Source organism: Streptomyces sp. NPDC041205, from assembly GCF_055591765.1.
In genome coordinates, this window is the sequence record NZ_JBVIZH010000001.1 from 267371 (window position 1) to 289602 (window position 22232).

Sequence of the window (22232 nt, forward strand, 5' to 3'; positions counted from 1 at the left end):
GGGCCAGGCCTCACGCGTTGGCCGGTTGCGGCTCCGCGTCCGGCGCCGGTGCCGGGTCCCCCGGCCTGCGGCTGCGGGCCTCCAGCCAGAGGGAGAGCGCGAGCAGCAGCGCGCCGAGGATCAGAAAGCCCCAGGGAAGGTACGAGGCCAGCAGGAGCACCAGGACGCGCTGGGACTTGACCAGGTCGACCGTGCTCTTGATGTAGTCCTCGCGCATCTTCACGTGCCCGGCGAAGACGGTGAGCTTGTCGCGGTCGCCGAGGAGGGTGCCGCCGCGCAGTTCGTTCCGCTGGATCTCCTCGCCGTAGACGGGCGCCCCGGTGGTCGGTTCGACCCAGAACTTGCGGACCGTGGTGTACCAGCGGGTGGTGCCGGTCTTGGCGAGGGACTCCGGGGTGATGTCCTTGACCGGCATCGTCTTGGGGAAGGGGACCTTGGTCCAGGGGATGGTCTGCTCGAAGTAGTAGACCTTCACGCCGCGGAAGTCCTGGGTGCCCTTGTAGTGGATGGGCCGGGTGATGCGGGCCTGCGCGTCGAAGTACTCGTAGTCCCGCTTCTCGGTCAGGAAGGGCCACTTGAACTCGATGCCCTGGCGCTTGACGGGGTCGCCGTCGACCATCTCGCCGGTGGCGTGGACGGGTTCCTGGCTGTGCGCGTCGAAGATGTACCGCTCGGGGATCTTGGAGACCATCTTGCCCTTCGAGTCCTGTACGTAGGACAGGGCGTCCCAGACCACGACGTCGCGGGAAGAGTCCCCGTCGTTCCTCTCGATCTTCTCCGACGCCTCCACGTTGCCCTTGAGGGTCTGCACGATGGTGACCTTGGGGACCTTCTTGGCCTGCATCGTGCTGTAGTCGATGAGCGTCGCGTTCCTCGCCTCGAGGACCGCGTCCTGGTACTGGCTCGGCGGGATCTTGGCGAGGCGCGGGAAGGCGTACCAGCGCATGAGCGGGGACATGGCCGCGCAGAACACGGCGACGGCGAGCAGGACCAGGCTGGCCTTGCGGCGCATCTCGGCCCTCCCTACGGGTGCTTGGGGACGGTGGTGAGCAGGGGCTTGGGCGAGGTCTCGCCGGACGGTGCGCCGATGGCCGTGATCGTCAGGACCAGGGCGAAGGCGACGGCGAGGCCGGTGGCGGCGGCGATGAGGGCACGCATGCGGGCCTCCCGAGGCGGCTGGAACCGGGAACTGACTGTGCGTCAGGGCGGGGGGCACCGTAGCAACGGACAGGCCAGATGAGAACACGTCGCACACACGGCGACCGCCTCCGGCCCGTTGCGGGCCGGAGGCGGTCGGTGCTGTCCGCGGGGAGCGCGGGCGGGTGCCGTGTCACGCGGCGGGTGCGGCCACCTTCAGTTCGACGGTGAGCGTGGCGCCGCCGTTGGTGACGATGCGCAGGAGGTACGTCCCGGCGGTGTCGTCGGCGTACATCTTCGGCAGGAGCAGCTTGCCGTCCTCGTCGGTCTTGAGGCCCTTGAGGGCGCGCACGGGCTTGTCGTTCGCGTCCTTGAAGTAGGGGCCCTTGTCGTTGGCGGTGCCGTCCTGCGCCGACTTGATCATCGTGGCGGTGGCGGTGACGCCTGCGGCGCTTTCGCCCTTGTACGTGGCCTCGACCTCGACCTGGTCGGCGAAGGCCTGGCCGGGCGCGCAGGTCAGCGCCTTGTCGCTGGTGCGCTCCAGCTTGTCGGCCTGGCGCGCGGTGACGGTCGCGGGCACCTCGACGGCGGTCAGGGAGCGGTCCACGACCCGGGCGCGGACGGTGAACTCACCGGTCTGCTCGCCCGCCTCGATGACGGGTGCCGTGGCCGTGCCGGTGCCGGTCGTGGTGACGGTGACGCTGCGCGCACCGCCCTCGAACCGGGTGTCCGTGTCGCCGGAGATGGTGAACCGGACCTTGACCTTGGGCACGCCGAGGCCGGTGCGGTTCTCCGCCTTGGCCGCGACCCGCCCGGCGAAGGCGTCACCCGCGGTCGCCGTGAGCTTCGCCGCGCCCGCGTTCTCCAGGCGGGTGACCTGCTCGGACGGCGAAGGCTTGGGGGGCTTCGGAGGCTTGGGCTTGTCGGGCTTGTCGGGCTTGTCCGGCGGCTTCGGGGTCTCGGAGCCGTTGCCGGGCTTGGACGGCTTCGTCCCGCCGGGCGTCTTGCCGGGCACGTGGGGCTTGGGCAGCGGCTTCGGCGGGGTGCTGGCCGGGGGCTTGGGCCTGAGCGGCGGGTTCGACGTGCCGGGCGAGGGCCGGTTCTCGTCGCTGCGGTCGTCGGGCAGGACGCCGGAGCCGTCGGGGACCTCGTGGGTGCCCTTGCGGTAGTACTCCAGCCACGACAGGACCGTGTTCAGGTACTCCGTGGAGCGGTTGTAGCTGAGGATCGCCGCGTGCAGGTCGTCCTTGTCGGCGAGGTCGCGGCCGCCCGCGCACAGATAGTGGGCGGCGCCGAGCGCGGCGTCGTAGATGTTGTTCGGGTCCTTCTTGCCGTCGGCGTTGCCGTCCTGCTGCCAGCTCGCCCACGTCGAGGGGATGAACTGCATGGGGCCGACGGCGCGGTCGTGCGTGGTGTCGCCGTCGAAGGCGCCGCGGTCGGTGTCGGTGATCTTCGCGAAGCCGTTGCCGTCGAGGACCGGGCCGAGGATGGGCGTGAGGGTCGTGCCGTCGGCGTCGACGCGGCCGCCGCGGGCCTGTCCCGACTCGACCTTGCCGATGGCGGCGAGCAGTTGCCAGGGCAGGTTGCAGCCGGGCCGGGACGTGCGCACGGCCGCTTCGGCCTTCTTGTACGCGTCGAGGACCGTGGCCGGCAGGCCCGCCTCCTTGTCGCCCACGGCCACGCCGTCACCGGGCTTGGAGCTCGGCGGGACGGGGCTCTTCAGGGGCGGGAGGTCCGTGTAGTACGGCGAGTCACCGGTGGCCGAGTCGCCGTCCGGCGACGGCGTGGTGTCCGCCGCGCCCGCCCGGTCGTCCCGCGTCTGGTCGTTGGTCACGCCCGGGGCCTGCGAGGCCGCCAGCGCCGCCACCGCGGCGGCGGCGACCGCGGTGGTCACCGCGGTCCTGCGCACCCGACTGCCGAATACCGCCGCCATGTCCGTGAACCCCTCCCCTTGACGAACCGACCCGTACGTCCCGGCACACCCGCGCGCCCTTGACGGAACGACTCAGGCGACACTACGACAACTTCCTGAGCCCAGACACCCGTTCGTGCGCCTTTCTGGCCGGGGGCCTCGGGCTGCGTCACGGATGCCCCACGGCGTGGCGTGCCGTCGATCGCCTGTCGGCTCGTCCTCAAACGCCGGACGGGCTGTGTTCACCTTGCCCGCGCATCATATGCGGCCCCCAGGATCAACCCGCCCCCGTGATCGGGGAAGAGCGCGCAGCGCGCGACCGACGCCGCCCCCTGATCGAGCCCGTCCGGCGCTTGAGGACGAGCGCACAGCGCGATCGGCGGCGGCCCGGGCAACGGAACCAAAAGCCCCACGCCCGAAGGCACCCCCAACCCAGCCGGAGGCTAGTGCGCCGCCGACTCCCAGTCGGGCCCGACGCCGACCGACACATCCAACGGCGCTCGCAGCGAAACCGCCCCGGCCATCTCCCGCCGGACCAGCTCCTCCACGGCCGCCCGCTCCCCCGGAGCGATCTCCAGGACGATTTCGTCGTGGACCTGGAGCAGCATCCGCGAGCTGAGCCCCGCGTCGCTCAGCGCACGGTCCACGTTCAGCATGGCGATCTTGACGATGTCGGCCGCCGTGCCCTGGATCGGCGCGTTCAGCGCCATCCGCTCGGCCATCTCGCGCCGCTGCCGGTTGTCGCTGTTGAGGTCGGGGAGATAGCGGCGGCGGCCGAGCATCGTCTCCGTGTACCCCGTGGCGCGGGCGTCGTCGACGACGCGGCGCAGGTAGTCGCGGACCCCGCCGAAGCGCTCGAAGTAGGTGTCCATCAGGGCGCGCGCCTCGCCCGCCTCGATGCCGAGCTGCCCGGACAGGCCGAAGGCCGAGAGGCCGTACGCCAGGCCGTACGACATGGCCTTGATCTTGCGGCGCATCTCCGCGTCGACGCCGGAGCGCTCCACGCCGAACACCTGCGAGGCGACGGTGGTGTGCAGGTCCTCGCCGGAGGTGAACGCCTCGATGAGGCCCGCGTCCTCCGACAGGTGGGCCATGACGCGCAGTTCGATCTGGCTGTAGTCGGCGGTCATCAGGGACTCGAAGCCCTCGCCGACGACGAAGCCGCGGCGGATCGCCCGGCCCTCGTCGGTGCGGACGGGGATGTTCTGCAGGTTCGGGTCCGTCGACGACAGGCGGCCGGTGGCGGCCACCGTCTGGTTGTACGTCGTGTGGATGCGGCCGTCCGCGGCGATGGACTTGACCAGACCCTCGACGGTGACGCGCAGCTTGGCCTGCTCGCGGTGGCGGAGCATGATCACGGGGAGTTCGTTGTCCGTCTGGGCGGCGAGCCAGGCGAGGGCGTCGGCGTCCGTGGTGTACCCCGTCTTGGTCTTCTTCGTCTTGGGCAGGCCCAGCTCGCCGAAGAGGACTTCCTGGAGCTGCTTGGGCGAGCCCAGGTTGAACTCGTGGCCCGCGGCCGCGTGCGCTTCCTTCACGGCCTGCTGCACGGCGCCCGCGAACTGCTGCTCCATGGACTCCAGATGCGCCCGGTCGGCCGCGATGCCGTGCCGCTCCAGGCGGGCCAGGAGCGTGGACGTGGGTAGTTCGACGTCCGTGAGGAGACCGGCGGCGTTGACCTCCTTGAGGCGCTCGCCGAAGGCCGTGCCCAGGTCGAGGATGGTGCGGGCCCGCACCATCAGGGCGTCGGCCTCGGCGCCCTCGGTGTCCTCAAGGTCCTCGGTGCCGAACGCCAGCTGCCCGTCGGCCGCCGCGGGCACCAGCTCGCGGCCCAGATACTCCAGGGACAGCGCGTCCAGGTCGAAGGAGCGGCGCCCGGGCTTGACCAGGTACGCGGCGAGGGCGGTGTCCATGGTGATGCCGTCGACGCTCCAGCCGTGCTCGGCGAAGACCCGCATCACGCCCTTGGCGTTGTTCAGGACCTTGGGCTTGTCGGCGTCGGCGAGCCAGGTCGCGAAGGCGTTCTCGTCGGCCTCGTCGAGCTGCGCCGGGTCGAACCAGGCCGCCGCGCCCCCGGCCGCGGCGAGCGCGACCTCGGTGACCGAGCCGGTGCCGAGCTGCCAGGAGTCGACCGTGGCCAGGCCGAGGACCGCCTTGCCGTGTTCGGTGAGCCAGGGCGCCAGCTCCCCGGCGCCGAGCATCGCGCCGTCCAGGTCGATGCCCTCGGCGGCCGGCGCCTCCTCGACCTCCTCGGCACCCGGGTCGACGGCCAGGAGCCGCTCCCGCAGCGAGGGGTTGCGGATCTCCAGGGTGTCCAGGACCATCGCGAGGCCCTTGCGGTCGTACGGAGCGCGCTCCAGGTCGTCGACGCCCTTGGGCAGCTCGACGTCGCGCACCATCTCCGTCAGGCGGCGGTTGAGCTTCACGGCGTCCAGGTGGTCGCGGAAGTTCTGTCCGGCCTTGCCCTTGACCTCGTCGGCGCGCTCGACCAGCTCCGCGAACGAACCGAACTGGTTGATCCACTTCGCGGCCGTCTTCTCGCCGACACCGGGGATGCCGGGGAGGTTGTCCGACGGGTCGCCGCGCAGGGCCGCGAAGTCGGGGTACTGCGCGGGCGTCAGGCCGTACTTCTCCTCGACCTTCTCCGGCGTGAAGCGCGTCAGCTCCGAGACGCCCTTCGTCGGGTACAGCACCGTGACGTGGTCGGTGATCAGCTGGAAGGAGTCGCGGTCGCCCGTGACGATCAGGACCTCGAAACCGGCCGCCTCGGCCTGCGTGGCGAGCGTGGCGATGACGTCGTCCGCCTCGAAGCCGTCGACGGCGAACCGCACGGCGTTCATCGTGTCGAGCAGCTCGCCGATCAGCTCGACCTGCCCCTTGAACTCGTCCGGGGTCTTGGAGCGGTTCGCCTTGTACTCCGTGAACTCCTCGGAGCGCCAGGTCTTGCGCGAGACGTCGAAGGCCACCGCGAAGTGCGTGGGCGCCTCGTCGCGCAGCGTGTTCGCCAGCATCGAAGCGAAGCCGTAGATCGCGTTCGTGGGCTGGCCCGTCGCCGTCGTGAAGTTCTCCGCGGGCAGCGCGAAGAACGCCCGATACGCCAGGGAGTGCCCGTCCATCAGGAGCAGGCGCGGACGCTCGCCGCCGGTCGGGGTCGCCTTCTTCGCCGTCTTGGCGGCGGGCGCGGACTTCTTCTTCGCTGCTGTTTCTGCCACGCCCCCGATCCTGCCACGCCCCACTGACAGTCCGGCCACTCATAGCCCGCCCGGGGGTGGTGTCAGTCGTGCGTGGGAGGATCGGAGACGTACGTCACGTATGCGCTCGAAGAGGAGCAGGCCATGGCAAGCAAGCCGCCCAAGGGTGATCCGGTCCAGGACGCGCCGCAGGTCACGGACGCCCAGCACGCGGCGGCAGGACTGCCCGCCATCGGTCACACCCTGCGTATCGCGCAGCAGCAGATGGGCGTGCGGCGCACGGCGCTGACGCTGCTGCGCGTCAATCAGAAGGACGGCTTCGACTGCCCCGGCTGCGCCTGGCCCGAGCCGGAGCACCGGCACAAGGCGGAGTTCTGCGAGAACGGCGCGAAGGCGGTCGCGGAGGAGGCGACGCTGCGCCGCGTCACGCCGGACTTCTTCGCCGCGCACCCGGTCTCCGACCTCGCCACGCGCAGTGGGTACTGGCTGGGGCAGCAGGGCCGCCTCACCCACCCCATGTATCTGGCGGAGGGCTCCGACCGGTACGAGCCGGTGTCGTGGGAGCGGGCCTTCGAGATCGTCGCCGAGGAGCTGGCCGCCCTCGGCTCCCCCGACGAGGCCCTCTTCTACACGTCGGGGCGCACGAGCAACGAAGCGGCGTTCCTGTACCAGCTGTTCGCCCGCGAGCTGGGCACGAACAACCTCCCCGACTGCTCGAACATGTGCCACGAGTCGTCGGGCTCGGCCCTCACCGAGACCCTCGGCGTCGGCAAGGGCAGCGTCCTCCTCGAAGACCTCTACAAGGCCGATCTGATCATCGTCGCCGGGCAGAACCCGGGCACGAACCACCCGCGCATGCTCTCCGCCCTGGAGAAGGCGAAGAACAACGGCGCGAAGATCATCACGGTGAACCCGCTGCCCGAGGCGGGCCTGGAGCGGTTCAAGAACCCGCAGACCCCGCAGGGCATGCTCAAGGGCACCGCGCTCACCGACCTGTTCCTGCAGATCCGCCTCGGCGGCGACCAGGCCCTCTTCCGCCTCCTCAACAAGCTCGTCCTGGAGACAGAGGGAGCGGTGGACGAGGAGTTCGTACGCGAACACACCCATGGGTACGAGGAGTTCGTGGCCGCCGCGCGCGCCGCCGACTGGGACGAGACGCTGACGGCGACCGGCCTGGACCGCGCCCGCATCGAGGAAGCCCTGCGCATGGTGCTCGACTCCCAGCGCACGGTGGTGTGCTGGGCGATGGGTCTGACCCAGCACAAGCACGCGGTGCCCACGATCCGCGAGGTCGTCAACTTCCTGCTGCTTCGCGGCAACATCGGGCGGCCCGGCGCGGGCGTGTGTCCGGTGCGCGGCCACTCCAACGTGCAGGGCGACCGCACGATGGGCATCTTCGAGCGGCCCGCGCCCGCGTTCCTGGACGCCTTGGAGAAGGAGTTCGGCTTCGCGCCGCCGCGCCAGCACGGCCTGGACGTCGTCCGTGCCATCCGGGCGCTGCGCGACGGCGAGGCGAAGGTGTTCTTCGCGATGGGCGGCAACTTCGTCTCCGCGTCGCCCGACACGGAGGTCACGGAGGCGGCGATGCGGCGCGCCCGCCTGACGGTGCACGTGTCCACGAAGCTGAACCGCTCGCACGTCGTGACCGGCGCGCGCGCCCTGATCCTGCCCACCCTCGGGCGCACCGAGCGCGATCTCCAGGGCGGCGGCGAGCAGTTCGTGACCGTGGAGGACTCCATGGGCATGGTGCACGCCTCGCGCGGGCGCCTCGCCCCGGCGAGCCCGCAGTTGCTGTCCGAGCCCGCGATCGTGTGCCGCCTCGCGCGGCGCGTCCTCGGCCCGGAGTCGGCGACGCCCTGGGAGGAGTTCGAGAAGGACTACGCCACGGTGCGTGACCGCATCGCGCGCGTGATCCCCGGCTTCGAGGACTTCAACGCGCGCGTGGCACGCCCCGAGGGCTTCGCCCTTCCGCACGCCCCGCGCGACGAGCGCCGCTTCCCCACGGCCACCGGCAAGGCCAACTTCACGGCCGCGCCCGTCGAGTACCCCGCCCTCCCCGAGGGCCGCCTGCTGCTCCAGACGCTGCGCTCCCACGATCAGTACAACACCACGATCTACGGCCTGGACGACCGCTACCGAGGCATCAAGAACGGCCGCCGCGTCGTCCTGGTCAACCCCGACGACGCCCGCGAGCTGGGCCTCGCCGACGGCTCGTACACCGACCTCGTCAGCGAGTGGCAGGACGGCGTCGAGCGGCGCGCGCCGGGCTTCCGCGTCGTGCACTACCCGACGGCGCGGGGCTGCGCGGCGGCGTACTACCCGGAGACCAATGTGCTGGTGCCGCTGGACGCCACGGCCGACACCAGCAACACCCCCGCCAGCAAGTCCGTGGTCGTGCGCCTGGAACAATCGGCGACCGACTGAGCGTTTGCTCAGCGACGGGCGCGCCGCCGCGGTGGCCGCCGCGGTTGTTGTCAGGTGTCGTCGACGAACGGAGCACGGCCCGATGGGTGAGCAGCACACGACGAAGTTCCCGCAAGAGGTCATCGACGAGTACGCGGCGCTCGGCGTCGACCTGCCCGCCCTGTTCTCCGCCGGGAACCTCGGCAGGCGCATGGGCGTGCAGATCCTGGAAGCCGCCGCCGACCGCGTGGTCGGCACCATGCCCGTCGAGGGCAACACCCAGCCGTACGGCCTGCTGCACGGCGGCGCGTCCGCGGTCCTCGCCGAGACGCTCGGATCGGTCGGCTCGATGCTGCACGGCGGCAGCAAGAAGGTCGCCGTGGGCGTCGACCTGAACTGCACGCACCACCGCGGCGCGCGCTCGGGCCTGGTCACGGGCGTGGCCACGCCGGTGCACCGGGGGCGCTCCACGGCGACGTACGAGATCGTCATCACCGACGAGGACGGCAAGCGGGTGTGCACGGCGCGCCTGACGTGCCTGCTGCGGCCGGTCGACGCGATGCCCGGCATCGACGCGGCGGACGGCGGCTCCCCGGCCTGAGGCCCGGGTTCTCCCGTCAGCCGGGGGGGCGCCCGGGCATTGCCGGAGCGGGCACCCCCGGCCTAGCGTCGCCGCATGAGGCCAAGCAGGCTCCGCCGCACGCTCGCCCTCACCGCCGCTCTCTGTGTCCTGCCCGCCGCCGCCGGCTGCTCGGATTCGGGCACCGACCGCGCCCACGGCCCCCGTACGCCGGACTCCCCCGCCCCGCACGCCACCTCCCCCGCGGAGCTGTGCGCGATCCTCATCGTCAAGTGGGGGCGCGACGTCTACGACTTGGGCAAGGAGCCCTACGGCGACTACCAGAACATGGGCCTGTCGAACGGGCAGTACACGATCCTCCTGGACGTCCTGAAGGCCGCGCGGGCCGAGCGCGAGCGCCACGGGGCCGCCGCGGGCCGGAAACTGATGCAGCGCCAGGCGCGCGAGAAGTGCGCGGACCGCTACCGCGACGGAGGACCCGGCGGAAATCCCTGGTAGCGCCCGGGCGGACGCGCCCGCTCCGCCCAACTCCCGGCGCCCGCGCGGCCCGACGGGAACGGGCCCCGCCCCGACACTGCCCGGATAGCGGACACGAGTCGTCACCAACCGTATCCGGAGCGCGCCAGCGGGCCGTCACCCGGCCACACCCGTGCGGGCACCGTGGTCTTCACCTCAAAAACAGGAGTGCTACGCAAAAACACTCCTGACCGCGCACATTCGCGAAAGCGGAAAAGTGGCACGGAATGCCGGGCTCCCTTTTTGTCGGAGTAACGCTGCGTAATGCGCGCGCAATCCCCTCGCGACCCGCAGGAAGCACGCCACGCAACGCAAAAGATCATTTCCGGGCGTTCGGCTCCGCATACCCCCCGAACACGGCTGTCATGAGTGAAACCACTTAACGGTCCTGCTGGTTTACGAGGTCGACATCTGCCGAAGCGTGCATATTCCGCCACAACCGACCCCTGCGTTCCAGCGCGGAATACTCCGTGGCATAACAAGAGCGTCACAGCCTTGGCTCGACCACTCCACCAGGATCAATTGCCCCCTTAGAGTCACGGCCAGTCACCGCGCCGCCGGGCGCGAACTGAATTGCACGGCCCGGTACCACCACCAGTACGGCCCGGCGATCTTCACGGCTCCTCCGCAGAGGGGACCGCGCCAGGGAAAGGACCCATCGTGCGAAACCGTTCCGCGCTCATCCTCACCACGGTGTTGACCACGGGGGCACTCACCCTCACCGCCTGCGGGTCGCGCGACAAGGACAAGGAATCCGACGACAACGGCGGCAAGACCACCGTCACCATCGGCTTCGACGCCCCGCTCACCGGCGACCTCTCCGCGCTCGGCATCGGCATGCGCAACTCCGCCGAACTCGCCGTCAAGACCGCCAACAAGGAGAACACGGTCGACGGCGTCAAGTTCAAGCTGGAGCCCCTCGACGACCAGGCCCAGCCCTCCGTCGGCGGCCAGAACGCCCAGAAGTTCATCAGCAACGACGACGTCATCGGCGTCGTCGGCCCGCTGAACTCCAGCGTCTCCCAGTCGATGCAGAAGCCCTTCAACGACGCCAGCCTCACCCAGATCTCGCCCGCCAACACCGGCACCGAGCTGACCCAGGGCGACGGCTGGAAGAAGGGCGACAAGAAGCGTCAGTTCAAGACCTTCTTCCGCACCGCCACCACCGACCAGGTCCAGGGCCAGTTCGCCGCCCAGTACCTGTACCAGAAGGCGAAGATCAAGAAGGTCTATCTGATCGACGACCAGAAGACCTACGGCGCCGGCCTCGCCGCGTCCTTCAAGGACACCTTCACCTCCCTCGGCGGCAAGATCGTCGGCCAGGACCACGTCAACCCCGAGGACCGCGACTTCAAGTCCGTCGCCTCCAAGGTCAAGGGCAAGGGCGCCGAAGCCGTCTACTACGGCGGTGAGTACCCCGCCGCGGCCCCCCTCAGCCAGCAGCTCAAGGAGTCCGGCGCCGACGTCCCGCTCATGGGCGGCGACGGCATGAAGAGCGACGAGTTCCCGAAGCTCAACAAGAAGGCCGAAGGCGACCTCGGCACCTCCGTCGGCGCCCCCGTCGAGGAACTTCCCTCCGCGAAGAAGTTCATCGCGGAATACAACAAGAACTACAAGGAAAACATGGAGACCTACGGTGGCGGCACCTACGACGCCACCTGGGCGATCATCGAAGCCGTGAAGCTCGCCGTCGACGACAACGACGGAAAGCTTCCCGACGACGCCCGCGAGAAGGTCCTCGCCAGCATGAGCAAGGTCAAGTTCGACGGCGTCACCGGCAGCGTCTCCTTCGACCAGTACGGCGACACCACGAACACGATGATGACCGCGTACGAGATCAAGAACAACAAGTGGGAGTCGAAGTTCAGCGAGGCCTACAAGCCCCGGTAAATCCCACGCACACCCATTGACTCAAGACCGCGCGGGAAGCGCTACCAGCGCTCCCGCGCGGTGCCATATCCGAACCAACGGAGGCCCTGCGGTGAACGAACTGCCGCAACAGCTGGCCAATGGACTCATCCTCGGCGCGATGTACGGTCTCATCGCGATCGGCTACACGATGGTCTACGGAATCGTCCAGCTCATCAACTTCGCCCACGGTGAGATCTTCATGGTCGGGGGCTTCGGCGCCCTCACCGTCTCCCTGTGGCTCCCCGAGGGATTCTCGCTGCTCGCCGCGATCCCACTCATGATCATCGGCGGCATCATCGTCTCCGTCGCCGTCGGCACCGCGGCGGAACGCTTCGCCTATCGCCCCCTGCGCGGCGCCCCACGCCTCGCACCCCTCATCACCGCCATCGGCCTGTCCATCCTGCTCCAGCAGGCCGTCTGGAAGTGGTACCCCGAGGCCAAGAAGGACCGCACGTTCCCGCAGTTCAGCGGCGACCCCGTGCACATCTTCGGCGCCGACATCCAGCGCGGCGACTTCTTCCTCATCCTCGCCGCCCCGCTGTGCATGATCGCCCTCGCCTACTACGTCAACAAGACCCGCACCGGCCGCGGCATGCAGGCCACCGCCCAGGACCCCGACACCGCCAAGCTCATGGGCATCAACACCGACCGCATCATCGTCATGGCCTTCGCCATCGGTGCCGCGTTCGCCGCCGTCGCAGCCGTCGGCTACGGCCTGCACAACGGCCAAGTCGGCTTCAAAATGGGCTTCATCATGGGCCTCAAGGCCTTCACCGCGGCCGTCCTCGGCGGCATCGGCAACATCTACGGAGCCATGCTCGGCGGCATCGTCCTCGGCGTCGCCGAAGCCCTCGCCACCGGCTACATGGCCGACGTACCGGGCATGGAACAGTTCGGCGGCGGCGCCTGGAAGGACGTGTGGGCCTTCGCCCTCCTCATCCTCGTCCTGCTCCTGAGGCCCCAAGGCCTACTCGGCGAACGCGTCGCGGATCGGGCGTGATACCCATGACCACGAACACCACCAAGAACTCCGGGAACCCGGGAGGCACGGGGAACACCGGCAACACCGCCAAGACCCCCGCGGGCCTCCCCACCTCCACCCTCCCCCTCCCGCCGCACATCGCCCGCATCGCCGTCTACGCGGGATCCGCCGCGGCCCTCGTCGGCACCTTCCTCGCCTGGACCTGGACCACCGCCTTCCCCGGCGACCTCACCGTCACCGGCTACCCCGGCGGCCTCCAGACCATCACCCTCGTCGGCGCCGCCCTCACCCTGCTCTTCACACTCTCCGGCCAGGGCATCCGCGGCCTCGGCTGGCTCACCCCCGGCGGCACCAACAGCCCCGTCGTCCTGCTCAGCCTCGGCGTCCTCGGCTCCACCGGCTACACCATGGGCGCCATCGCCGAACACCTCGGCGGCATCGTCAACCTCGAACCCGGCGCCTGGGTCTCCGGCATCGGCGCGCTCGTCGCCACCGTCGGCGCCCTCGGACTCCCCTCCGACCTGCCCGCCGACGAACCCCACCAGAACCCCTGGGAACGCCTGCGCGCCAGCCTCAAGGCACCCGCGCCCAAACGCGCCAAGACCCTGCCCGACTGGGTCGAGATCCTCATCATCGCCGCCTCGTTCGGCATCGGCCTCTACGTCTTCGCATACGGCATCGAGGCCTACTCCGAACTCTTCATCGGCTTCCTCATCACCACCGTCTTCGGCGCCACCGCACTCAACCGCGCCGGACTCATCCCCCGCCTCAACGCGCTCACCACCAAGCACCGCAACGTCACCTTCACCGCCGCCATCGTCGCCGCGGCCATGTTCCCCTTCACCCAGAGCGACGCGAGCTACGCCCTCATCGGCGTCAACATCCTCATCTTCGCGACCGTCGCCCTCGGCCTGAACGTCGTCGTCGGCCTCGCCGGACTCCTCGACCTCGGATACGTCGCCTTCCTCGGCGTCGGCGCCTACACCGCCGCCCTCGTCTCCGGATCGCCCGCGTCCACCTTCGACGTCCACTTCCCCTTCTGGGCCGCCGTCCTCGCCGGTGCCGCCGCCTCCCTCATCTTCGGCGTCATCATCGGCGCCCCCACCCTGCGGCTGCGCGGCGACTACCTCGCCATCGTCACCCTCGGCTTCGGCGAGATCTTCCGCATCACCATGAACAACCTCAACGGCAGCGCGGGCCCCGACCTCACCAACGGCGCCCAGGGCATCCCCAACATCCCCGACCTGGAAATCTTCGGCTGGAACCTCGGCGTCGAACACGAAGTCCTCGGCTTCACCCTCAGCAGGCCCGCCAACTACTACCTGCTGATGCTGTTCTTCACCGCCGTCGTCGTCCTCGTCTTCCGCCGCTCCGGGGAATCCCGCATCGGCCGCGCCTGGGTCGCCATCCGCGAGGACGAGACCGCCGCCACCGCCATGGGCATCAACGGCTTCCGCGTCAAGCTCATCGCCTTCGCCCTCGGCGCCACCCTCGCCGGGTTCGCCGGCACCGTGCAGGCCCACGTCTCGTACAGCATCACCCCCGAGCAGTACCTCTTCGCCAACACCGTGCCGCCGAACTCCGCCTTCCTGCTCGCCGCCGTCATCCTCGGCGGCATGGGCACCATCAGCGGCCCCCTCATCGGCGCGGCCCTGCTCTACCTCATCCCGGCCAAACTCCAGTTCCTCGAGGACTACCAACTGCTGCTGTTCGGCCTCGCGCTCATCCTGCTCATGCGCTTCAGGCCCGAAGGCCTCGTCGCCAACAAGCGCGCGCAGCTCGAATACCACGAGACCGACCAACTCGACGTACCCGACCAGCAGAAACTGCCCGAAGGAACCGTCGGCGCCAGCAAGGCGGGGGCGTGACCACCATGACCACCACAACCACCACCACCGTCCTCGAAGCCAGCGGCGTCACCATGCGCTTCGGCGGCCTCACCGCCGTGCGCTCCGTCGACCTCACCGTCAACAGCGGCGAAATCGTCGGCCTCATCGGACCCAACGGCGCCGGCAAGACCACCTTCTTCAACTGCCTCACCGGCCTGTACGTCCCCACCGAGGGCAAGGTCTCCTACAAAGGCACCGTGCTGCCCGCCAAACCCCACCTCGTCACCGACGCCGGCATCGCCCGCACCTTCCAGAACATCCGGCTCTTCGCCAACATGACCGTCCTGGAGAACGTCCTCGTCGGACGCCACACCAGGACCAAGGAAGGCCTCTGGTCGGCGCTCCTGCGCGGCCCCGGCTTCAAACGGGCCGAAGCCGCCTCCCACGCACGGGCCATGGAACTCCTCGAATTCATCGGCCTCGCCCACAAAGCCGACCACCTCTCCCGCAACCTGCCCTACGGCGAGCAGCGGAAGCTGGAGATCGCCCGGGCACTCGCCAGCGAACCCGGACTGCTCCTCCTCGACGAACCCACCGCGGGCATGAACCCGCAAGAGACCCGGGCCGCCGAGGAACTCGTCTTCGCCATCCGCGACCAGGGCATCGCCGTCCTCGTCATCGAGCACGACATGCGGTTCATCTTCAACCTCTGCGACCGCGTCGCCGTCCTCGTCCAGGGCGAGAAACTCGTCGAAGGCACCTCCGAAGTCGTCCAGGCCGACGAGCGCGTCGTCGCCGCCTACCTCGGCACCCCCTTCGAAGGCGCCCCCGGCGCCGCGGAAATCGCCGAAGTCGAGGCGGCGGAGGCAGAGGCCGAAGCCGCCGCGGCCGCCCCCGACGACAGCGCGCCCGGCACCACCGGTACCGACAACTCCGGTACCAGCACCACCGGTTCGGAAGGAAAGAGCCTGTGACCACACTGCTCGAGGTCGAGGACCTCAGGGTCGCCTACGGCAAGATCGAAGCCGTCAAGGGCATCTCCTTCAGCGTCGAAGCCGGGCAGGTCGTCACCCTCATCGGCACCAACGGCGCCGGCAAGACCACCACCCTGCGCACCCTCTCCGGCCTCCTCAAACCACTCGCCGGAAAGATCATGTTCGACGGGCAGCCGCTCAACGGCATCCCCGCCCACAAAATCGTCGCGCTCGGCCTCGCCCACTCCCCCGAAGGCCGGCACATCTTCCCCCGGCTCACCATCACCGAGAACCTCCAACTCGGCGCCTACCTCCGCGACGACAAGGCAGGCATCGAGAAGGACATCCAACGCGCCTACGACCTCTTCCCCATCCTCGGCGAACGTCGCAAGCAGGCCGCGGGCACCCTCTCCGGCGGCGAACAGCAGATGCTCGCCATGGGGCGCGCCCTGATGTCCCGGCCCAAGCTCCTCATGCTCGACGAGCCCTCCATGGGGCTCTCGCCGATCATGATGCAGAAGATCATGCAGACCATCAGCGAACTCAAGGCCCAGGGCACCACCATCCTGCTCGTCGAGCAGAACGCCCAGGCCGCGCTGTCCCTCGCGGACCACGGTCACGTGATGGAGGTCGGCAACATCGTGCTGTCCGGGACGGGGCAGGACCTGCTGCACGACGAGTCCGTCCGCAAGGCGTACCTAGGCGAGGACTGACCTGGCCCCTGGGCCCTGAGCAGCGAAGAGGGCGGTCACCCCGTGTCGGGGTGACCGCCCTCTTCGTCGGTTCTTCGGGTGCCGGCCCGTGGGGGCCGGGCGCGCAGTTCCCCGCGCCCCTTACGGGGCTCAGCCCTTGGCTGCCTTCTTCTCCTCGGCGTCCTCGATGACCGCCTCCGCGACCTGCTGCATCGACAGGCGGCGGTCCATCGATGTCTTCTGGATCCAGCGGAACGCGGCGGGCTCCGTCAGGCCGTACTCCGTCTGGAGAATCGACTTCGCGCGGTCCACCAGCTTGCGGGTCTCCAGGCGCTGGGTGAGGTCCGCGACCTCCTGCTCCAGGGCCTTCAGCTCCGTGAACCGGGACACCGCCATCTCGATCGCGGGCACCACGTCGCTCTTGCTGAACGGCTTCACCAGATACGCCATGGCACCGGCATCGCGGGCCCGCTCGACCAGGTCCCGCTGGGAGAACGCCGTGAGCATCAGGACCGGGGCGATGGACTCCTCGGCGATCTTCTCCGCCGCGGAGATCCCGTCCAGGACGGGCATCTTCACGTCCAGGATGACGAGGTCCGGCTTGTGCTCACGGGCCAGCTCGATGGCCGTCTCACCGTCACCGGCCTCACCGACGACGGTGTAGCCCTCCTCCTCCAGCATCTCCTTGAGGTCGAGCCGGATCAGGGCCTCGTCCTCGGCGATGACGACGCGGGTCGTCAGCGGCGGCACGTGCGACTGCTCGTCGGACACGTCAGCGGGCTCGGGCGACTCGGGGGTGGTCACGGGGGCTCCTCGTTGCGGGCAGATACTGCTTCCCAAGAGCGTACCTAGCTGCGGTATGGTGGATGCGCGCAGGGTGAGGGGTTACCTTCGATTCTGTGGGCCCCGGTAGCCCAATTGGCAGCAGGCAATGGATTCAAAACCCATACAGTGTCGGTTCGAGTCCGACCCGGGGCACTTTTCCTTCAATTCCAAGGTCACGTGCGATTCGATCAGGTTCACTTGATCGAGTAGGTAATTCTCGTTCTCGCCACAGTGGGCGAATCCTCGCCGCAGTATCGGCCACATGTACGACATGGGCACGCGTAGAGCCGCTCGGGGGTCGCGGCACCGAGTGCCCCCGGTGCCGCGACATCCCCGCCAAACCCGAGAACGAGGCCGCGTACGCGTACTTACTGGGCCTCTATCTCGGCGACGGCTGCATCAGCAAGCACCGCCGAGGCGTCTACTTCCTGCGCATCGCGTGCGCGGACGCGTGGCCCGGACTGATCGACGCATGCGCCGAGGCGATCCGGATCGTGCGCCCTGCCAACAAGGTCTGCCGGGTCCAGCGGCCGGGCTGCCAGTACGTCACCTGCTCCAGCAAACACTGGCCCTGCCTGTTCCCCCAGCACAGCCCCGGCAAGAAGCACGACCGCACCATCACCCTCGAAGCCTGGCAGCAGGAGATCGTCGACGCTCACCCCTGGGACTTCATCCGGGGGCTCATCCACTCCGACGGTTGCCGCCTGACGAACTGGACCACCCGGCTCATCGGCGGCGAGCGCAAGCGCTATGAGTACCCCCGGTACTTCTTCACCAACAAGTCCGACGACATCCGTCAGCTCTACACCGACACCCTCGACAAACTAGGTGTCACCTGGACGCACTGCACCCGCCAAGGCAACGCGTACAACATCTCCGTCGCCCGCAAAGCCTCCGTAACCCTCATGGACGCCCACGTCGGCCCCAAGTACTGAGAGCGGGCGCCTACTGTGCGCCGTCGTCCTCGCCGATGCGGTGGATGCGGACCAGGTTCGTGGAGCCCGCGACGCCGGGGGGTGAGCCCGCCGTGATGACGACCATGTCGCCCTTCTGGCAGCGGCCGATCTTCAGGAGGTGCTCGTCGACCTGCTGGACCATCGCGTCGGTGGACTCGACGTGCGGGCCGAGGAAGGTCTCGACGCCCCAGGTGAGGTTGAGCTGGGAGCGGGTGGCGGCGACGGGGGTGAAGGCGAGGAGGGGGATCGGGGAGCGGTAGCGGGAGAGGCGGCGGACGGTGTCGCCGGACTGGGTGAAGGCGACGAGGAACTTGGCGCCGAGGAAGTCGCCCATCTCGGCGGCGGCGCGGGCGACGGCGCCGCCCTGGGTGCGGGGCTTGCTGCGCTCGGTGAGGGGCGGCAGGCCCTTGGCGAGGATGTCTTCTTCGGCGGCTTCGACGATGCGGGCCATGGTGCGGACGGTCTCGATGGGGTATTTGCCGACGCTGGTCTCGCCGGAGAGCATCACGGCGTCGGTGCCGTCGATGACGGCGTTGGCGACGTCGGAGGCCTCGGCGCGGGTGGGCCGGGAGTTGTCGATCATCGAGTCGAGCATCTGGGTGGCGACGATGACCGGCTTGGCGTTGCGCTTGGCGAGTTTGATGGCGCGCTTCTGGACGATCGGGACCTGTTCCAGGGGCATTTCGACGCCGAGGTCGCCGCGGGCGACCATGATGCCGTCGAAGGCGGCGACGATGTCCTCGATGTTGTCGACGGCCTGGGGTTTTTCGACCTTGGCGATGACGGGGAGGCGGCGGTCCTCCTCGTCCATGATGCGGTGGACGTCCTCGATGTCGCGTCCGCTGCGGACGAAGGAGAGGGCGATGACGTCGAAGCCGGTGTTGAGGGCCCAGCGGAGGTCGGCCTCGTCCTTGTCGGAGAGTGCGGGGACGGAGACGGCGACGCCGGGGAGGTTCAGGCCCTTGTGGTCGGAGACCATGCCGCCTTCGATGACGGTGGTGGTGACGCGGGGGCCTTCGACGGCGGTCACTTCGAGGGTGACCTTGCCGTCGTCGACGAGGATGCGCTCGCCGGGGGTGACGTCGTCGGCGAGGCCGGCGTAGGTGGTGCCGCAGAGCTGGCGGTCACCCTGGGTGTCGGGTTCGACGGTGATGGTGAACTCGTCGCCGCGTTCGAGGAGTACAGGTCCTTCGTGGAAGCGGCCGAGGCGAATCTTCGGGCCTTGAAGGTCGGCGAGGACGCCGACGCTGCGGCCGAGCTCGTCGGCGGCCTTGCGCACGCGCTGGTAGCGCTCCTCGTGGTCGGCGTAGGTGCCGTGGCTGAGGTTGAAGCGTGCCACGTCCATTCCGGCCTCGACCAGGGCCTTGATCTGGTCGTAGGTGTCGGTGGCGGGTCCCAGGGTGCAAACGATTTTCGCTCGGCGCATGCTTCGAGCCTAGGCCTTACTGGCGGGTAGAGGTTTGGCCGGGCATGACTACTCAACGACCTTTGCATGAAAGGGTCTTGACAAGTGTTGAAGTGTGCGCGCGCTCGCTCTGATGAGCGCGTTCAGAGGTCAACGGGGCGTCGAGCGGTCACAGTTGCGATGGTTGCGGTTGCTCAGCGTCGCCGAGCGTCCGCGCTGTGGCGTCGCGGTGGGCCCGTGTTGCTCAGAGTCGCGGCGGGTTCATCGTGAAGCGCGCGTTGACCTGGGCGTAGACGGACTGGCGCTGGGGTTCGAGGTCGAGGGGGGCGGCGGCTTCGGGGGCTGCGCCGTAGGCGGCGCGGGCCATGCCGGGGGCGGCGGGGCCGCCGCCGAACGGCGGGTAGGGGGCGTTGTCGGCGCCGATGTCGGCGATCTCGACGAGGGCGGCGAGGGCGGTGCCGAGGGCCTCGGCGTATTCGCGGGCGCGCTGGACGGCTTCCTTGACGGCTTCCTGGCGGGCGCGGCGGTGGGAGGGCGAGTCGGGGCGCAGGGACCACCAGGGGCCGTCGACGTGGGTGAGGTCCAAGTCGGCGACGCGGGTGGTGAGTTCGCCGAGGGCGGTGAAGTCGCTGAGTTCGGCGGTGACGTGGACGCGGCCGTGGTAGGTGCGGACGCGTTCGCCCTTGCCGCGTTTGGTGAGTTCGGGGGTGATGGAGAAGGAGCCGGTCTCGACGCGTTCGACGGCTTCGCCGTAGGTCTTGACGAGGTCGATGACGGTGGCGTTGCGGCGGGTGAGGTCGGCGAGGGCGTCGCGGCGGTCGGTGCCGCGGGCGCTGACGGTGATGCCGATGCGGGCGATCTCGGGGTCGACTTCGAGGCGGGCTTCGCCGCGGACGGCGAGGCGGGGAGCCTCGGGGGTGCCGTAGGGGACGCTCTGCTGGGGCTCGTCGGTGGTCATGGCCTCCACTCTCGCACCGGTGGCGGGCACCGGACAGTCATCGGATCGAAACCTGGCGGGTCTGTCGCGAGCCGGTCGGGCGGGTCAGAATCTACGCGCGTTACCACTGTTCATCGATGTTGTACGACGTGTTGGAGGAAGCCGAGATGCCACTGAACCGCAGGAAGTTCCTGGGGCGGTCCGCTGCGACGGGTGCGGGGGTGGCGCTGGCGGGTGCGGTGACGGCGCCGGTGGCCGACGCGGCCGTGGCGCCGGGTGCGGCCCGTCCGGGCAAGCGGCCTCGGCGTTATTCGTTCACGGTGATGGGCACGACCGATCTGCACGGCAATGTCTTCAACTGGGACTACTTCACGGACAAGGAGTTCGACGACAAGGACCACAACGACGTGGGCCTGGCGAAGATCTCCACGCTGGTGTCGGCGGTCCGCAAGGAGAAGGGCCGCCGCAACACCCTCCTGATCGACGCGGGCGACACGATCCAGGGCACGCAGTTGTCGTACTACTACGCGAAGGTCGACCCGATCACGGCCAAGCGCGGTCCGGTGCATCCGATGGCGCAGGCGATGAACGCGATCGGCTATGACGCGGCGGCGCTCGGCAACCACGAGTTCAACTACGGCATTCCGGTGCTGCGGAAGTTCGAGGAGCAGTGCGACTTCCCGCTGCTCGGGGCGAACGCGCTGGACGCGAAGACGCAGCGGCCCGCGTTCGCGCCGTACAGCATGCACCGGCTGCGCACGCCGCACGGTCGTGATGTGCGGGTGGCGGTGCTCGGTCTGACGAATCCGGGGATCGCGATCTGGGACAAGGCGAACGTCCAGGGGAAGATGACGTTCCCGGGGCTTGAGGAGCAGGCGGCGAAGTGGGTGCCGCGGCTGCGTTCGATGGGCGCGGACGTGGTGATCGTGTCGGCGCATTCGGGGTCGAGCGGCACGTCGTCGTACGGGGATCAGCTGCCGTACATCGAGAACGCGGCGGCGCTGGTGGCGGAGCAGGTGCCGGGGATCGACGCGATTCTGGTGGGGCACGCGCACACGGAGATTCCCGAGTATCTGGTGGAGAACAAGAAGACGGGCAAGAAGGTGGTGCTGTCCGAGCCGTTGAAGTGGGGCCAGCGGCTGACGCTGTTCGACTTCGATCTGGAGTGGTCGAAGGGCCGTTGGCGGGTGGTGAAGGCGGGGGCGAAGGTCCTGAACTCCAACGCGGCGGCGGAGGACCGGAAGATCACTCGGCTGCTCGGGGACGAGCACAAGAAGGTCGTGGCGTATGTGAATCAGGTCATCGGCACCTCGAAGGAGGCGATGAGCACGGCCGAGGGCCCGTACAAGGATGTCGCGATCATCGATCTGATCAGCCATGTGCAGGCGGAGACGGTGAAGGCGGCGCTCGCGGGCGGCGCGTACGCGAAGCTGCCGGTCCTGTCGCAGGCCTCCTGCTTCTCGCGCACGGCGAAGATCCCGGCGGGCGAGGTGACGATCCGGGACGCGGCGGGTCTGTATCCGTTCGAGAACACCCTCGAAGCGCGAGTGATCACGGGTGCGCAGCTGAAGGACTATCTGGAGTTCTCGGCGCGCTATTACGTGCGGACGGCGGCGGGCGCGCCGGTGGATCCGGCGAAGCTGACGAATGCGGACGGCATTCCGGACTACAACTACGACGCGCTGTACGGAGTGACGTACGACATCGACATCGCGCGGCCGTCCGGGTCCCGTATCACGAAGTTGCGATTCGAGGGCAAGGACCTCGACCCGAAGGCGGAGTTCGTGCTCGCGGTGAACAACTACCGGGCGAGCGGTGGCGGCAATTTCCCGCATGTGGCGGCCGCCAAGCAGGTGTGGGCGAATTCCGACGAGATCCGCAACACGATCATTTCGTGGGTGAAGGCGAAGGGCACCGTGGACCCGGCGGAGTTCGCGGCGGTGGGCTGGCGGCTGACCCGCGAGGGCACGCCGGTGTTCTGAGGT

Annotated in this window: 17 protein-coding genes and 1 tRNA gene; 11 read left to right on the top strand and 7 right to left on the bottom strand. The window is 69.1% G+C overall.

Annotated elements, in window-relative coordinates; translation table 11 throughout:
* Positions 1 to 10: 10 nt before the first annotated feature.
* The 4 genes from pgfA to polA form a co-directional block, all read right to left on the bottom strand.
* Positions 11 to 1012: a cell envelope lipid trafficking protein PgfA gene (gene pgfA, locus ACZ6BG_RS01240; protein WP_468995111.1), complete on the bottom strand. Its 1002-nt coding sequence runs from the start codon at positions 1010 to 1012 to the stop codon at positions 11 to 13.
* An 11-nt stretch (positions 1013 to 1023) separates the two neighbouring features.
* Positions 1024 to 1158, bottom strand: coding sequence for an SPW_0924 family protein (locus tag ACZ6BG_RS01245; protein ID WP_190116731.1), 135 nt, complete (start codon positions 1156 to 1158; stop codon positions 1024 to 1026).
* 172 nt (positions 1159 to 1330) lie between these two features.
* Entirely contained in the window at positions 1331 to 3070 is a 1740-nt protein-coding gene (locus ACZ6BG_RS01250; RefSeq protein WP_468995116.1) for a lytic transglycosylase domain-containing protein, read from the bottom strand.
* Between the two features lie 422 nt (positions 3071 to 3492).
* The gene (gene polA, locus ACZ6BG_RS01255; protein ID WP_468997820.1) at positions 3493 to 6162 is read right to left on the bottom strand and encodes a DNA polymerase I; all 2670 of its coding nucleotides are present in this window, start codon (positions 6160 to 6162) and stop codon (positions 3493 to 3495) included.
* Positions 6163 to 6381: 219 nt separating this feature from the next.
* Between polA and ACZ6BG_RS01260 the strand changes: the two genes are divergently transcribed.
* From ACZ6BG_RS01260 to ACZ6BG_RS01295, 8 genes are all read left to right on the top strand, one after another.
* Positions 6382 to 8661, top strand: a complete 2280-nt coding sequence (locus ACZ6BG_RS01260; protein ID WP_468995120.1) for an FdhF/YdeP family oxidoreductase — start codon at positions 6382 to 6384, stop codon at positions 8659 to 8661.
* 82 nt (positions 8662 to 8743) lie between these two features.
* Positions 8744 to 9241, top strand: a complete 498-nt coding sequence (locus ACZ6BG_RS01265; RefSeq protein WP_468995123.1) for a PaaI family thioesterase — start codon at positions 8744 to 8746, stop codon at positions 9239 to 9241.
* A 75-nt stretch (positions 9242 to 9316) separates the two neighbouring features.
* The gene (locus tag ACZ6BG_RS01270; RefSeq protein ID WP_468995126.1) at positions 9317 to 9718 is read left to right on the top strand and encodes a hypothetical protein; all 402 of its coding nucleotides are present in this window, start codon (positions 9317 to 9319) and stop codon (positions 9716 to 9718) included.
* Between the two features lie 678 nt (positions 9719 to 10396).
* Positions 10397 to 11626, top strand: coding sequence for a branched-chain amino acid ABC transporter substrate-binding protein (locus ACZ6BG_RS01275; RefSeq protein WP_468995129.1), 1230 nt, complete (start codon positions 10397 to 10399; stop codon positions 11624 to 11626).
* Between the two features lie 91 nt (positions 11627 to 11717).
* Complete coding sequence (locus ACZ6BG_RS01280; protein ID WP_468995132.1) at positions 11718 to 12647, top strand: branched-chain amino acid ABC transporter permease; 930 nt, start codon at positions 11718 to 11720, stop codon at positions 12645 to 12647.
* A 5-nt stretch (positions 12648 to 12652) separates the two neighbouring features.
* Positions 12653 to 14497, top strand: a complete 1845-nt coding sequence (locus ACZ6BG_RS01285; protein WP_468995135.1) for a branched-chain amino acid ABC transporter permease — start codon at positions 12653 to 12655, stop codon at positions 14495 to 14497.
* 5 nt (positions 14498 to 14502) lie between these two features.
* The gene (locus tag ACZ6BG_RS01290) at positions 14503 to 15432 is read left to right on the top strand and encodes an ABC transporter ATP-binding protein (protein ID WP_468995138.1); all 930 of its coding nucleotides are present in this window, start codon (positions 14503 to 14505) and stop codon (positions 15430 to 15432) included.
* On the top strand, positions 15429 to 16145 hold the full coding sequence (locus tag ACZ6BG_RS01295) for an ABC transporter ATP-binding protein (RefSeq protein WP_380851588.1): 717 nt from the start codon (positions 15429 to 15431) through the stop codon (positions 16143 to 16145). The genes ACZ6BG_RS01290 and ACZ6BG_RS01295 overlap by 4 nt, the downstream gene beginning before the upstream one ends.
* Positions 16146 to 16274: 129 nt before the next feature.
* On the opposite strand, the gene ACZ6BG_RS01300 is transcribed toward ACZ6BG_RS01295, so the two are convergent.
* Complete coding sequence (locus tag ACZ6BG_RS01300; protein WP_468995144.1) at positions 16275 to 16928, bottom strand: ANTAR domain-containing response regulator; 654 nt, start codon at positions 16926 to 16928, stop codon at positions 16275 to 16277.
* 99 nt (positions 16929 to 17027) lie between these two features.
* Between ACZ6BG_RS01300 and ACZ6BG_RS01305 the strand changes: the two genes are divergently transcribed.
* Both ACZ6BG_RS01305 and ACZ6BG_RS01310 read left to right on the top strand, forming a co-directional pair.
* A tRNA-Leu gene (locus ACZ6BG_RS01305) sits at positions 17028 to 17102 on the top strand.
* Between the two features lie 11 nt (positions 17103 to 17113).
* Entirely contained in the window at positions 17114 to 17884 is a 771-nt protein-coding gene (locus tag ACZ6BG_RS01310; protein ID WP_468997823.1) for a transcriptional regulator, read from the top strand.
* 10 nt (positions 17885 to 17894) lie between these two features.
* Here the strand turns inward: ACZ6BG_RS01310 and pyk are convergent, their stop codons facing one another.
* Entirely contained in the window at positions 17895 to 19331 is a 1437-nt protein-coding gene (pyk, locus tag ACZ6BG_RS01315) for a pyruvate kinase (protein WP_468995147.1), read from the bottom strand.
* 223 nt (positions 19332 to 19554) lie between these two features.
* Entirely contained in the window at positions 19555 to 20268 is a 714-nt protein-coding gene (locus tag ACZ6BG_RS01320) for an SIMPL domain-containing protein (RefSeq protein WP_468995150.1), read from the bottom strand.
* A 146-nt stretch (positions 20269 to 20414) separates the two neighbouring features.
* On the opposite strand from ACZ6BG_RS01320, the gene ACZ6BG_RS01325 reads away from it, so the two are divergent.
* On the top strand, positions 20415 to 22229 hold the full coding sequence (locus ACZ6BG_RS01325) for a bifunctional metallophosphatase/5'-nucleotidase (RefSeq protein WP_468995154.1): 1815 nt from the start codon (positions 20415 to 20417) through the stop codon (positions 22227 to 22229).
* Positions 22230 to 22232: the final 3 nt, after the last annotated feature.

Bases quoted from the DNA above. Each gene is read 5' to 3' on its own strand.
- ACZ6BG_RS01290 (WP_468995138.1), top strand. From the start codon at position 14,503: ATGACCACCACAACCACCACCACCGTCCTCGAAGCCAGCGGCGTCACC.
- pyk (WP_468995147.1), bottom strand. From the start codon at position 19,331: ATGCGCCGAGCGAAAATCGTTTGCACCCTGGGACCCGCCACCGACACC.
- ACZ6BG_RS01270 (WP_468995126.1), top strand. From the start codon at position 9,317: ATGAGGCCAAGCAGGCTCCGCCGCACGCTCGCCCTCACCGCCGCTCTC.
- ACZ6BG_RS01245 (WP_190116731.1), bottom strand. From the start codon at position 1,158: ATGCGTGCCCTCATCGCCGCCGCCACCGGCCTCGCCGTCGCCTTCGCC.
- ACZ6BG_RS01260 (WP_468995120.1), top strand. From the start codon at position 6,382: ATGGCAAGCAAGCCGCCCAAGGGTGATCCGGTCCAGGACGCGCCGCAG.
- polA (WP_468997820.1), bottom strand. From the start codon at position 6,162: ATGGACGGGCACTCCCTGGCGTATCGGGCGTTCTTCGCGCTGCCCGCG.
- pgfA (WP_468995111.1), bottom strand. From the start codon at position 1,012: ATGCGCCGCAAGGCCAGCCTGGTCCTGCTCGCCGTCGCCGTGTTCTGC.
- ACZ6BG_RS01265 (WP_468995123.1), top strand. From the start codon at position 8,744: ATGGGTGAGCAGCACACGACGAAGTTCCCGCAAGAGGTCATCGACGAG.
- ACZ6BG_RS01285 (WP_468995135.1), top strand. From the start codon at position 12,653: ATGACCACGAACACCACCAAGAACTCCGGGAACCCGGGAGGCACGGGG.
- ACZ6BG_RS01250 (WP_468995116.1), bottom strand. From the start codon at position 3,070: ATGGCGGCGGTATTCGGCAGTCGGGTGCGCAGGACCGCGGTGACCACC.
- ACZ6BG_RS01325 (WP_468995154.1), top strand. From the start codon at position 20,415: ATGCCACTGAACCGCAGGAAGTTCCTGGGGCGGTCCGCTGCGACGGGT.
- ACZ6BG_RS01320 (WP_468995150.1), bottom strand. From the start codon at position 20,268: ATGACCACCGACGAGCCCCAGCAGAGCGTCCCCTACGGCACCCCCGAG.